Raw genomic sequence first — 13,178 nt, forward strand, 5'->3', positions numbered from 1 at the left:
AGACCCGCTAGCCGGGAACGTTGTCGCCGACTTCCTCGGCGATGGTGTCGCCCGGCTTCGGCTTGCCGGTCCGCTGTTCGCGCCAGAAGATGTAGAAGCCGGCGGCGATGATGATGGCGGCACCGATCAGCATCGAGATCTTGGGCTCGTCGCCGAAGACGAAGTAGCCGAACACGACCGCCCAGATCAGCATGGTGTACTGGTAGGGCACGACCACCGAGGCCGGCGCCAGCCGCAGGGAGCGGGTGACGCAGAGCTGGGCGAGGAGCGCGACGACACCGATCAGCGCCAGCGCCCCGAAGTCGATCGGCGTCGGCGTGACCCAGGTGAAGGGTGCGATCACCGCGCCGGTGACCAGAGTTGCCATCGTCGAGAAGGTCAGAAGCGTCGAATCCGGCGTGCCGCGCAACTGCCGCGTGACGATCATCAGCGCGGCGAAGAACAGGCTGCCGCCAATGGCGATCAGCGCGCCCCAGCTCAGGCTCTCGGACGAGGGCTGCAGCACGATCACCACGCCGATGAAGCCGGCCAGGATCGCCAGCCAGCGCGGCCCGTCGACCTTTTCCTTCAGCAGCACGGCCGACAGCGCCGTCACATAGATCGGGCCGGCCAGGTAGTAGGTCATGACGTCGGCCAGCGGCAGCAGCGACACCGACCAGTAGAAGAAGCCGATCTCGCCGACCGTGACGAAGACGCGCAGCAGCTGCAGTCCGGGGCGCGGCGCCTGGCGCAATTTCGCCAGGCCACCCTGTTTGTGGATGAACGGGGTCAGCACGCACATGGCGGCGATCGAGCGCACCAGCATGATCATGCCGACGGAATAGGTGGCGGTCAGCCACTTTCCGAGCGTATCATTGGCTGAGTAGAGGAAGATGCCGAGGACCATCAGGGCGATGCCGAGAACCGGGCCTGAAAGGGTGCGTGCGGAGGCGGTGGGGGTGGTTGCGGACATGAAATCACATGACGGATGATTGAATGGGCACTCTGCACAGAAGCGGGGCAGAGACAAGAAGAACCATGCCGCTCCGGCCGTGTCCGGCAGCCTCTTCTGCCCGCCTGCGACTTTTCGGTTGCTTTTTCGTCGGCGAGTCTGCATATACGCGACGACGATCATCGTGATCGCGCTGTGCCACGCGAAGATTTCGGTGGCTCTATCTCGCTGGTGAGGCGGGACACGACCCCGTCCTCTGATCCTGTCGCGCGTGGGTCATGGCTAGAAGTCGGATACCGATGGTGTCCGCATAATTAGGCTTTCTTCTTGAATCAATTGACCAATTTCGCGGCTTTGGCTCTTGCCGAACCGCTCGTGCGTGCGCTTGACGTGGCCGGCATTTCGACGCCGACGCCGATCCAGGCCCAGGCAATTCCCGCACTTCTCGAAGGCCGCGACATGCTCGGCATCGCCCAGACCGGAACCGGCAAGACCGCCGCGTTCGGCCTGCCGATCCTCCAGCATCTGTCGCGCCGCGCTGACGGCCTCCAGCCGAAGAGTGCCCGCTCCCTCATTCTCGCTCCGACGCGGGAACTGGCGATCCAGATCGATTCCGAGCTGCGCAAGTTCTCGAAGTTCCTCGGCATCCGTCACGCGCTCGTCTTCGGCGGCGTCGGCCATCAGCCGCAGATCCGCGCGCTCGAGAAGGGCGTCGACATCCTCGTCGCCACGCCGGGCCGTCTGCTCGACCATCTCCAGGCGCGCGTGCTGCGCCTCGACCAGGTCACCCATCTCGTGCTCGACGAAGCCGACCGCATGCTCGACATGGGCTTCGTCCGCGACGTCATGAAGATCGTGGCGCTGCTGCCGGAGAACCGTCAGTCGCTGCTGTTCTCGGCGACGATGCCGGCCGAGGTGGCGACGCTCTCGCGTAAGATCCTCAAGGACCCGGTCCGGGTCGAGGTGACGCCCGAGGCGGTCACGGTCGATCGCATCGATCAGAAGCTCTATCGCGTGCCGACGGCCGAGAAGCGCAATTTCCTCCTGGATCTGCTTGCCAATCCGGAGATGGAACGCGTCATCGTCTTCACGCGCACCAAGCACGGCGCCGATCGCGTCGCGCAGCACCTGCAGAAGGCGCGCGTCGAGACGCTCGCCCTGCATGGCAACAAGTCGCAGGGCGCCCGTCAGAAGGCGCTGGAGGGCTTCAAGGATGGAAGCCTCCGGGTTCTTGTCGCGACCGACATCGCCGCGCGCGGCATCGATGTCTCCGGCATCACCCATGTGGTCAATTTCGACCTGCCCGACGAGCCGGAATCGTATGTCCATCGAATTGGACGTACGGCACGCGCTGGTCGCAGCGGGCTCGCACTCTCTCTGTTCGACGCTGGCGAAGCTGCGCGTCTGAAGGCAATCGAGCGGCTGATTCGCCGTCCGATTCCGGAAGTCGCGACCAATTTCAAAGCCCCGTCTTCGGCTCCGAGACCCGTTGCGGACACGCAGCGGGGTGACAAGCCGGCTCGGGACGGGCAGCCTATGCAAGAAAAGAGCAAGAAAAATCGGTGGCGTGGCCAACAACGCCGCCGAGCCGCTTGACGACGGGACGGTCGTTAGCAAAGTTCTCTACCGCCAGACTGAAGGAGATTTCCATGGCGACGGGTACAGTGAAGTGGTTCAATGCGACCAAGGGTTACGGATTCATCCAGCCCGACCAGGGTGGTCAGGATGTGTTCGTGCATATCAGCGCCGTTGAGCGCGCTGGTTTGTCGACGCTGCGTGACGGCGCCAAGATCTCGTACGAACTCGAGACCGATCGTCGCGGCAAGACGTCCGCGACGGAACTGAAGGTCTCGTAAGGAACAACACATGGCGAAGGAAGAAGCGCTCGAATTCGAGGGTACGGTCGTCGAGGTACTGCCCGACGCCAAGTTCCGCGTGGAACTCGAGAACGGGCATGTCGTCGTCGCCTACACTGCGGGCCGGATGAAGAAAAACCGGATCAAGACGCTGGCGGGCGACCGCGTAACCGTCGAGATGACGCCATACGATCTCGATCGTGCGCGACTGGTTTTCCGGCACAAGGGCGAACCGCTTGCCTCGCAAGCACCAAGGCCGCCTTTCCGCGGTGGCGCGGCGCGTCGACGCTGACATCCGACGCCAGGTGATGAAAACGAGAGCCGGCGCGAGCAATCGCGCCGGCTCTTCCGTTTCCGGGCCTGCCTGGCGTTGGCCGACGGCTCCAGCTCGCTGCCCGGCGCAGGCCATGGCGACCCGTCGCCGTTCCACATCATGGTTTCCGCCGATTAACCTCATTTGCGGCCGAAATCCGGCGCGGTTGTAAAAATGTGGCAGCCGATGGCTAAAACCCGCTTGCGTCTCGGCGGGGAAATCCATATTCTTTCCTAGTCGCGGGGGCGGACGATTCACTCTTCAATAGTCTCTGCCGCTTTGACAGCTTCGGGAATTTCCCGGTTTGAACTGTATTCGAAGGTTATTTGAAGCGCAGTTGTAGTTAGAATTGATGAGCTCGAGTTTTTTTTGGTTCGGGCAAAGAGTTGTTCTTCTTTAGTTATGTTTCAGCCGCCGGTCTCAACAGCCGGCGGTTTATTTTTGTGCGCTCTCTACTGGCGCGCATGGAAGAGGGCGGCGGCGGTCTCCTTGGCTGGATTCTGGCCTTTCTGCGGCGGCCGCGTTCTCTCCCTTGTCCGGCGACGGCATGTCGCGCGATGATTTCCTACCCTTGCCTTATTCTCATGCAGCTTGGGGCTCTGATCGGCCGCGTCCGTCATCGGGACGGACTTCCGGAGGAATTGAATGCTGAGCGTATTTCGCAATTTCCTCGCCGAGCTTACCGGCGGCGAGGCCGACCGAGGGTTTGGCGAGGATGACCATCGCCTGGCCGCGGCGGCGCTGCTCCATCACGTCATCGCCGTCGACGGCGAGGTGGCCGAGCCGGAACGTCTGCGTCTTCACGAACTCTTGAAGAACCGCTACGGGCTCGACGAGGATGCGACCGAGGACCTGATCCGCGCGGCCGAGAAGGCCGACGAGGAGGCCGTCGACTTCTATCGTTTCACCAGCCTGCTGAAAACGCGGCTGGACGAGGTCGATCGCGAGCAGATCATCGCCATGATGTGGGATCTGGTCTATGCCGATGGTCGGCTGACGGAGTTCGAGGACAATGTCATCTGGCGCGTCGCCGATCTGCTCGGCGTTTCCGGCCGGGCGCGGCTTCGCTTGAAGAAGATCGTGCAGTCGGGCGGCAATGTCGTTCCGGACATCGCGCCGCAGGAAGGCTGACCGCTCTCTCGCCGGGCTGCCACTAGCCGCGCCGCGAGACATCGACCAGTAGCGAGGATCGTTGGACCATTGTTGCCGTCCGAGAAGCCGCCCGTTCTGATCATCCTGCATCAGGAGCACTCGACCCCTGGCCGTGTCGGCCTGCGGCTGCGCGAGCGCGGCTACGATCTGGATATCCGACGGCCGCGCTTCGGCGACCCGCTGCCCGAGACGCTAGCCGGTCATGCCGGCGCCATCGTGTTCGGCGGGCCGATGAGCTGCAACGACGACGAGGACTACATCCGCCGCGAGATCGACTGGCTGTCGGTGCCGCTGGACGAGCAGGCGCCGTTGCTCGGCATCTGCCTCGGGGCGCAGATGCTGGCGCGCCAGCTGGGCGCCCGCGTCGCGCCGCGTGACGACGGCCTGGTCGAGATCGGCTACTACCCCTTGCAGGCGACCGAGGCCGGGCAGGGGCTCTGCCCGTGGCCGGAGACCGTCTACCAGTGGCATGGCGAGGGCTTCGACCTGCCGTCCGGCGCTGCCCTGCTGGCGGAAGGCCAGCTCTACCAGAACCAGGCCTTCCAATACGGCCCCGCCGCCTTCGCCTTCCAGTTTCATATCGAGCTGACGCTGGCGATGATGCATCGCTGGACCACCAAGGGCGCCGACCGCTTCACGCTGCCGGGCGCCCAACCGCGCGAGCGCCATATGGAGGGTCGCGCCGTCTATGACGCGCAGACCTCGCATTTCCTCGATGGCTTCCTCGATCTCTGGCTGCGCCTGCCGCGCCGCGAGCGTGCCAATCCGGAGCCGGTCGAGGCCGTCTGAGCGGCGCTGTCGTTGCAATCTGCGAATCCCGTTGCAGATTGCAATGCGCGGAAGGTGAATCGGACGTTAACCTTCGCCAGATCTGGCTGAATTGATTCAAATTATAACCATATGTAGTGGCAGGCGTGGTCGCGGCGCCTGGCAGGAAGCTTGCGAGACATATGCCAAGCTGATGTTCCGGTATTGCGTAATCAGCTCCTATCGGACGGAGAAGGGTCGAACCGATGACCCCCGGTAGCCCTTCTCCGCTCCGCTTGCCCGCCGCCTTGCCTGGCCGGCGCGCCCATCCCGTCCCGCCTTTTCCCGCATCTCTGCCGCATCCGGCCGCCGCTCGGCCGGTCGTGTCGCGCCCGCGTGGTGTTGACAGGGCCCGCCCGCGGGTATTGGTACGGAAACAATCGGCTGCAATAACATAGAGTTATTCCAATGTACGACGTCTCCAGACGTCAGCTGATGCGGGTCGGCCTCGGTGTCGCCGGCGCCTCGCTGATCAGCGGCAGAGTGACCCCGGCGCATGCGCAGACCCAGACGCTGGCGCTCTACAACGGCCAGCACCGGCCGCCCGTCGAGGCACTGGTCGCCGCCTTTACGGCGGCGACGGGCATCGCCGTCGTGTCCCGCAACGGCAACAGCGCCCAGCTCGCCAGCCAGCTGATCGAGGAGGGCGCCAATTCGCCCGCCGACGTCTTCTGGTCGGAGGAGAGCCCCTCGCTCGCCGCGATCGACGAGAAGGGACTGCTCGCCCCGCTCGACGCCGAGACGCTGAAGCAGATTCCGGCTGCCTATGCCGCCAAGTCCGGCGCCTGGATCGGGGCGGGCGCGCGCTGTCGCGTGGTCGTCTACAACAAGGAGATGATCGAGCTGTCGGCGCTGCCGAAGACCGTGCTCGATTTCGCCGGCGAGGCCTGGGCCGACAAGGTCGCCTTCGCGCCGAACAGCGGCGCCTTCCAGCAGCAGGTCGTCGCCGTCTCGCTGATGAAGGGGCGCGACGCGGCGCTCGCCTGGCTGAAGGGCCTGCGCCAGTACGGCCAGGTCTATAACAGCGATTCCGCCGCCGTGGAGGCCGTCGAGGGCGGCGACATCGCCGTGGCGCTCAGCAACAACTACTACTGGCATGCGCTCGAGAAGGAGCTCGGCCCCGACAGCATGAATTCGGCGCTCTACCACATCGGCAACCAGGATCCCGGCACGCTGATCACCGTCTCCGGCGCCGGCGTGCTCAAGAGCTCCAAGCAGAGCGAGGCGGCGCAGCGTTTCGTCGCCTTCATGGTCAGTGCCGAGGGCCAGGCGGCGATCGTCGGCGCGATCGCCGAATATCCGCTCCGGCCGGGCGTCGTCTCGCCCTTTCCGATGAAACCCTTCGACCAGCTCGATCCCGCCCCGGTGACGCCGGCCGATCTCGGCGACGCCGCCGACGCCCTGGCCTTGCTGCGCGAGGCGGATCTCGCTTGACGCGTTCCTCCGGCGATCGGGATGGCGCATCCAGACGCGACGCGGGCGGCCCGCCCGTCTCGCGGCTGCTGGTGGCGCTTGCGCTGATCCCGACGGCGCTGATCGCGTTGCCGATCGTCTATGTGCTGCTGCGTTCCTGGGGCGCCGGCTGGGAGGGCATCCTGGCCGAGCTCGGCCGGCGACGCACGCTGATGCTGCTCGGCAATACGGTGACACTCTGCCTGTCGGTGACGTTCACTTGCTGCCTGATCGGCTTCGCCGCCGCCTGGTGCACCGAGCGCTCGGATCTTCCCGGCCGGCGGATCTGGCGCGTCCTCTGCTGCCTGCCGCTCGCCATGCCGGCCTTTGTCGCCAGCTTCGCCTGGAAATCGCTCGGCCCCGCCTTTCAGGGCATGCCGGGCGCCATCCTGATCCTCAGCATGGAAAGCTTCCCTTTGATCTTCCTGCCGGTGGCGGCGGCGCTGCGCAGCATGGATCCCGGCATGGAGGAGGTGTCGCGCTCGCTCGGCAAGGGGCCGTGGCAGACCTTCTTACGGGTCACGTTGCCGCGCACGATTCCCGCGCTCGGCGGCGGAGCGCTGCTGGTCGCCGCCCACATGCTGTCGGAATTCGGCGCGCTGTCGCTGCTGCGCGTGCAGACCTTCACCACGGCGATCTTCCAACAGTATGAGCTGCAGTTCGACAACGCCTCGGCCGCCGTGCTGTCGGCGCTCTTGATGCTGCTGTGCCTGCCCGTCGCCTTCGGCGAGATGTGGCTCCGGCGCGGCGTCCGCTTCTCCAAGGTCGGCCGCAACACCGCCCGGCGCATCGCCCCGGCGCGGCTCGGTCGCGCGGCGCCGCTCGTGACGCTCGGCTTCGTCGTGGTGGCGCTTCTGGCGCTCGGCGTGCCGTTCGGCCGGCTGCTTTACTGGCTCGTCAAGGGCGTCTCGGCCGGGCGCGGCCTGGAGGCGATCGGTCCTGCGCTCTATGGCTCTCTGTCGCTGGCGCTGCCGGGCACGGTGGTGACGACGGTCATCGCCCTGCCGTTGGTTCTCCTCGTGCTGCGCAGCCGCGGCGTGTTCGCCCGCTTTGCCGACCGGCTTCCCTATGTCGTGCACGGCCTGCCGGGCCTCGTCGTCGCCTTGGCGCTGGTCTATCTCTCGATTCGCCTGCTGCCGTCGGTCTACCAGACCCGCGTCGTGCTGTTCGCGGCCTATGCCATCCTGTTCCTGCCGCTCGCCCAATCGGCGATCCGCGCTTCGGCCGAACTGGTGCCGCGCGAGATCGAGGAGGTGGCGCGCACCTTGGGCCGCAGCCCGCTGCGGGCGTTCCTGTCCGTGACATTGCCGGCGCTGGCGCCCGGCCTCGGCGCCGCGCTGGCGCTAGTCGCGCTCGAGCTGATGCGCGAACTGACGGCGACCCTCATCCTCGCGCCGACCGGCGTGGTCACGCTCGCCACCGAAGTGTGGTCGCACACCAATGACAGCGCCTACGCGGCCGCCGCGCCCTTCGCCGCGCTGCTGGTGCTGATCTCGGGTGTGCCCGTCTACATCTTCACCCTGCGGATGCTGAAATCCGTTCCGGAACGCCAGATCAGCGAAGCAACGACGTAGACGTCGAAGGCCGTCGCCGCGCGTCGGGTGTCGTCGCGAAGAACGGCAAAGAGTCGCCGCATTTCCCCGTCATGTTGACGATCGAACGGTCCGAGCCGGATCGAACGCGTGTACGTGCGACTTATTTAGATATCAACTCAGTATAAAGCGGCGCATGAAAATATTAACCAATGAGTTTTTCTGAATTGTTTTGGCGGCAGCGGGGGTTACGTGTCGAAACAAAGTCGAGATGAGTACCATGAACAATTCCGTCAAATCCGCCGCCGCGTTGCGCCAGCGCAATTCGGCCGAGCCGGCTGAGTTCGGCGCCGCCACGAAGGCCGAAAACCTCCGCGAGAACCTCTATCGCTTCCCGACCATCGGTATTCCGCCGATGCGGGCAGCCCTGCAGGCAGAGCCGCCACGCGCCGAGCCCCTGCATTCCGATGATTCCCATCCCAAGTCCCAGGCTTCCGAGCCCCCTCTGGCGCGGCTCCAGGATCTGGCTGCGGAACTCGAAGCCGCCCTGATGAGCGATCTCAATAAGGCGATGTCGTCGCGAGCGCCCGATGTGGTGCGGATCGCGCCGTCGCCGGGCCAGCTGCAATTGCCGCTCGCCCAAGCCGAGATCGAACACGCCGTTTCGCCGGCGCCGCCGCAGCAGGAGGATGTCCCCCAGCATGACCGGCTCGCGGTCGAGCTGTTGCTGGCGCGCGGACAGAGGCTGCGCCCCGCCGCGCCGCGACCCCAGGCGGATCCCGAAATTCTGGAAGATCGGCTCGCCGGCGAGCTGGCGCTGCGTCTTTCCGAGGCCGTCGACGGCCTCAATCTCGTCGAGGGCGAGGCGATCGTCGGGGATCGCGACCATCTTGCGCGACCGCCGCGTCGCCAGTTCGCGTTGAACCAGTCGATCGTCGCCATGGCCGTGGCATTGGTGGTCGTGGCTGGCGGCGCTCTGTTGACGGTGCGGGCGCTGACATCCTCTCCCGAAGTTCCCGTCGCCGCCGAACTTGACGGCGCCATGGCCGCCGGCGATGTCCAGCTGGCCGCGGCCGAGCCGGAGCCCGCCGTGGCCCCCGAGGGCAAGCAGACCTATGACCGCGCCGCCGAGGACCTCTCCCTGCCGGAGGCGCCGCAGCTGCGCGGCTCCGAGATGATGCTGCCGGCTGGCCTGTCGGCCAAGGCCGGTTCCGCCGGCGGCACGGCGGACGTCGAGCCCAGCGTGCGGGCCGCCTACGCCATGGCTGCGGCCCCGGCCGCGGCCGTCGCGGCGACGAATGCCGCCATCGTTCCGGAGGCACCCGCGGCCCCGGTAGCGGCGACGAATTCCGAGGTCGGCGGCGCCGCAGCGACCCCGGCAAGCCCGGCTGCGGCCGCCCCGGTGGCGACGCCGACCACCAAGGCGGCGTCGATCGCGGATCTCGGCCCGGGCCGGGCGCAGGTCACCAGTGGCGTCAAGCTGCGGGGCAACCCCGACAATGCCGCGCCGACGGTCGGCTATCTGAAGCCGGGCGCTCAGGTCGAGGTGGTCAGCTGCAAGGGCTGGTGCGAGGTCGTCGCTGGCGACAAGCGCGGGTTCGTCTTCAAGCGTTTCCTTGCCGCGCTCTGATCGGTCTTCGCTCTTCGATACTTAGGCGCGACATGCCGAATGTTCCGGAAATGCCAGGGCGTCCTTCCGCAGGGATGATGGCGGCGGCCGGCGTCGCTGTTGTTGCCAACTAGGACACTCTTTGCATTCATGCCGCCAGTTTGACTGGGCGGACCGCGCGTCATCTGCTACGAGGAAGGAATCACGGCAGGACGACTGAAAGCGGACATGCAAGGGCTCGGATCGGAACTGGCGGGGGAACCCGCCGATGCGACGGCTCACAATACGGAGCGCTATTGTCGCGGCATGGAGATCCTGCTGGCTGCGATGCAGCTGCTCGCCTTTGCCCGCGATATCGGGCAGGTGCAGCGCATCGCCCGGGCGACAGCCCGCCAGATGACCGGCGGTGATGGCGCCGCCTTCATCCTGCGCGATGGTGAATTCAGCCATTATGTCGACGAAGAGGCTGTCGCGCCGCTCTGGAAGGGCATGCGCTTCCCGCTCCAGAATTGCATCGCCGGCTGGGCGATGACCCATCGCCAGGCCGTCATCATTCCGGACACCCAGGCCGACGAGCGCATCGATCAGGCCCTCTACGGCTCGACCTTCGTCCGCAGCCTGGTGATCGTGCCGGTGCGGGTGCAGGAGCCGATCGCGGCGATCGCCGTCTATTTCGCCGAAACGGACGCCGCGGGTGAGGCCGATCTGCGCCTGCTGAAGCGCCTCGCCGAATCCGTGTCGCTGGCGATCGAGAACATCCGCGTTCATTCCGAGCTCGAGGAGCGGGTCCGCATGCGGGCCGAGGAGCTCGAAAAGGCGAAGGCGGCCATCGAGGAGCTCTCGATGACGGACGAGCTGACCGGCCTGCTCAACCGGCGTGGCTTCCGGCGCGCCGCCGAGGCGATCATCGCCCAGGGGCGCGGCTGCCAGCTGGCGATCATCGATGTCGACGGCCTGAAGAAGGTCAACGACACTTTTGGCCATGCCGTCGGCGACAGTCTGATCGCCGATTGCGCCAGCGTGCTGCGCGACAGCGTGCGGCATTCGGATGTCGTCGGACGCATGGGCGGCGACGAGTTCTGCGTGCTCGTTCCGGCTCCGCTGGCGCCGGCCGAGACGCTGCGCAACAGCCTCAGGGCGCGGCTCGACTACTTCAATCGCCTGTCGCCGGCGCAGTGCCAACTTTCAGTCAGTGTCGGCATCGTTCAAGCGAGGGCAGGCAGCGCGCTGTCGCTCGATGATCTGCTCGGCCAGGCCGGGGCGCTGATGTCGATGGAGAAGCATTCCAAGATGATGTCGGATTCGCGCCACTGAACGCGGCGCCGGAGCGCGACGGGCGGAATCGTCAGATGCTTCAAATTGCAATGACCGCCTTTTGAATTTGCGAACGGCTGAGGCTGCCATATCGCGTCAGTAATGACGGATAGGGCAGAAGCGATGCCGCTGGAAAAGAAGCCGAAATTCCCCCGCAAGTCGCAGCTTGGCGGTGATTTTGCCGGTATGAGACGGACGCCGGGCGGCGGCGGTTCCGTCAGCCGGAACCCGCGCCTGCTCGATCTCACCGACGACGAGCGGGAAAGGCTGGAGGCGACCGACGCGCTGGTGATCGACGGCGCCGGCCGGGAGTGCTTTCGCGGCCTTTCGATTGCCGAGTCGCTTGAGTTCCTGACCCTGCGCCGGCACGGGCTCGACAATTCCGATGCCGATTTCCTGCGTCTGATCGAACTCGGCGACCTGCACGCCGCCTCCCAGAACCGTACGCTGAGCTAGCGCCAGACGACATTGCCCGGCAGCTCTCGCGACGCCGGCGGTGCGGCGCCGGGTGGAGGATCGTCTTCACGCCGGGCGGAAGATCGCGTTCGGATGCCCGGCATCGGCGTCCCGCCAAGCGGCGCTTACCCGCCTAAAGCAAACTCTTGCCGGCTGCACGTCGGCGGAGCCAATTCTGGAACAAAAAAGGGGCCGGCATGGCACCGGCCCCTCCTCTGACTATCGGTTGGGTCGCGTTTTCCTGATGCGAACCGGTATCCGCTTCGCTTGAAAACGCTCTCAGCGTCAGGCCGCCTCGTAGCCGAGGATGGCCTTGGTCTCGAGGAAATCCTCAAGGCCGTATTCGGCATATTCGCGACCATTGCCGGACTGCTTGTAGCCGCCGAACGGCACGCCGGCATCCCAGGCCGGATAGTTGATGTGGACGGCGCCGGCGCGCAGCCGGGCCGCCGCCTTGCGGGCCGTTTCGATATCGGCGGACTGGACATAGGCGGCGAGGCCGTAGGGCGTGTCGTTGGCCATGCGGATCGCGTCCTCGACTGTGTCATAGGGCAGGATCGCGAGAACCGGCCCGAAGATTTCTTCGCGAGCGATGCGCATCTCCGGCGTCACGTTGGCGAAGACGGTCGGGCGGATATAGTAGCCGCGGTTCAGATCGGCCGGACGGCCGGGGCCGCCGGCGACCAGCGTCGCGCCTTCGGCGATGCCGCTCTCGATCAGGGCCTGGATCTTGTCGTACTGGACCTGGCTGACGACCGGGCCGAGCTTGGTGCCGGGCGTATCGGCCGGGCCGACGACGAAGGTCTCCGCCATGACGCGGGCATATTCGGCCGCCTCGTCATGCCGGTCGCGCGGCACGAACATCCGCGTCGGCGCGTTGCAGGACTGGCCGCTATTGCCGAAGCAGTTCGCCACACCCTTCGGCACGGCGACCGAGAAATCAACGTCCGGGAACAGGATGTTGGCCGACTTGCCGCCGAGCTCCTGGGCCACGCGCTTGACCGTATCGGCGGCCGATTTCGCCACCAGGATGCCGGCGCGGGTCGAGCCGGTGAACGACATCATGTCGATGTCGGGATGGCTCGAAAGCGCCTCGCCGACCGTCGGGCCGTCGCCGTTGACGAGGTTGAAGACGCCGGCCGGCACGCCCGCCTCGTCGAGGATCTCGGCGAAGATGATGGCGTCGAGCGGCGCGATCTCGCTCGGCTTCAACACCATGGTGCAGCCGGCGGCGAGCGCCGGGCCGACCTTGCAGGTGATCTGGTTCAACGGCCAGTTCCACGGCGTGATCAGGCCGACGACGCCGATCGGCTCCTTGACCACCATGGACGTGCCCTTGGCGTGCTGGAACGAGAAGCCCTTCAGCACCTCGACGATCTTCTCGAGATGCGCGAGCCCGATGCCGACCTGGCTATCGAGCGCGAACTGGCGCGGCGCGCCCATCTCGCGCGAGACGGCCAGCGCCAGATCCTTGCTCCGCTTCTTGTAGATGTCGACGACGCGGCGCAGCAGTTCGAGCCGCTCGGCCGGGCTGGTGAAGCCGAATGTCTCGAAGGCGCGCCGGGCGGCGGCGACGGCCTTGTCGACATCGGCTTTCGAGCCGAGCGAGATCTGCGCGAAGGCGTCTTCGTTCGAGGGATCGATCACGTCGATGACCTTGCGAACCGTGGGGTCGACCCAGGCGCCGTCGATATAGAACTTCAGTTCATGCGACATGAGAATCCTCCGTTTGTGCAGCTCCGCCTAGATTGACCAG

The 13,178-nt window shown here is 66.0% G+C and carries 12 protein-coding genes; 10 read left to right on the top strand and 2 right to left on the bottom strand.

Translation table 11 applies throughout. The features are described from left to right. Positions 1-7: 7 nt before the first annotated feature. Positions 8-952 carry a DMT family transporter gene (locus tag G342_RS0107310; RefSeq protein WP_051094138.1) on the bottom strand — a complete coding sequence of 315 codons (945 nt, stop codon included), beginning with the start codon at positions 950-952 and terminating at the stop codon, positions 8-10. A gap of 306 nt (positions 953-1,258) precedes the next feature. Here G342_RS0107310 and G342_RS23540 point away from each other — a divergent pair, with 306 nt between their 5' ends. The 10 genes from G342_RS23540 to G342_RS0107360 all read left to right on the top strand — a co-directional run bounded on the left by G342_RS23540 (position 1,259) and on the right by G342_RS0107360 (position 11,422). Continuing rightward, positions 1,259-2,527: a DEAD/DEAH box helicase gene (locus tag G342_RS23540; RefSeq protein ID WP_198010750.1), complete on the top strand. Its 1,269-nt coding sequence runs from the start codon at positions 1,259-1,261 to the stop codon at positions 2,525-2,527. A gap of 53 nt (positions 2,528-2,580) precedes the next feature. Further along, positions 2,581-2,787, top strand: coding sequence for a cold-shock protein (locus tag G342_RS0107320; RefSeq protein WP_018182467.1), 207 nt, complete (start codon positions 2,581-2,583; stop codon positions 2,785-2,787). 10 nt (positions 2,788-2,797) lie between these two features. After that, complete coding sequence (gene infA / locus G342_RS0107325) at positions 2,798-3,079, top strand: translation initiation factor IF-1 (RefSeq protein ID WP_018182468.1); 282 nt, start codon at positions 2,798-2,800, stop codon at positions 3,077-3,079. Positions 3,080-3,745: 666 nt separating this feature from the next. Beyond that, a complete protein-coding gene (locus G342_RS0107330; RefSeq protein ID WP_018182469.1) occupies positions 3,746-4,231 on the top strand; it encodes a tellurite resistance TerB family protein in 486 nt (161 codons plus the stop codon). Positions 4,232-4,300: 69 nt separating this feature from the next. Then, positions 4,301-5,041, top strand: a complete 741-nt coding sequence (locus tag G342_RS0107335; protein ID WP_018182470.1) for a glutamine amidotransferase — start codon at positions 4,301-4,303, stop codon at positions 5,039-5,041. Positions 5,042-5,467: 426 nt separating this feature from the next. After that, on the top strand, positions 5,468-6,493 hold the full coding sequence (locus tag G342_RS0107340; RefSeq protein WP_018182471.1) for an extracellular solute-binding protein: 1,026 nt from the start codon (positions 5,468-5,470) through the stop codon (positions 6,491-6,493). After that, positions 6,490-8,085 carry an ABC transporter permease gene (locus G342_RS0107345; RefSeq protein ID WP_018182472.1) on the top strand — a complete coding sequence of 532 codons (1,596 nt, stop codon included), beginning with the start codon at positions 6,490-6,492 and terminating at the stop codon, positions 8,083-8,085. Before G342_RS0107340 ends, G342_RS0107345 begins: the two co-directional genes overlap by 4 nt. Before the next feature lie 238 nt (positions 8,086-8,323). Further along, positions 8,324-9,673, top strand: a complete 1,350-nt coding sequence (locus G342_RS0107350) for an SH3 domain-containing protein (RefSeq protein WP_018182473.1) — start codon at positions 8,324-8,326, stop codon at positions 9,671-9,673. A gap of 207 nt (positions 9,674-9,880) precedes the next feature. Continuing rightward, a complete protein-coding gene (locus tag G342_RS0107355) occupies positions 9,881-10,966 on the top strand; it encodes a GGDEF domain-containing protein (RefSeq protein WP_040878380.1) in 1,086 nt (361 codons plus the stop codon). Positions 10,967-11,089: 123 nt separating this feature from the next. Continuing rightward, a complete protein-coding gene (locus G342_RS0107360; protein WP_018182475.1) occupies positions 11,090-11,422 on the top strand; it encodes a hypothetical protein in 333 nt (110 codons plus the stop codon). Between the two features lie 285 nt (positions 11,423-11,707). Here G342_RS0107360 and G342_RS0107365 read toward each other — a convergent pair whose 3' ends face one another. Next, the gene (locus tag G342_RS0107365; protein WP_018182476.1) at positions 11,708-13,138 is read right to left on the bottom strand and encodes an aldehyde dehydrogenase family protein; all 1,431 of its coding nucleotides are present in this window, start codon (positions 13,136-13,138) and stop codon (positions 11,708-11,710) included. Positions 13,139-13,178 lie beyond the last annotated feature (40 nt).

Origin of the sequence: Kaistia granuli DSM 23481, from assembly GCF_000380505.1 — a bacterium.
In the GTDB taxonomy this organism is placed as follows: domain Bacteria; phylum Pseudomonadota; class Alphaproteobacteria; order Rhizobiales; family Kaistiaceae; genus Kaistia; species Kaistia granuli.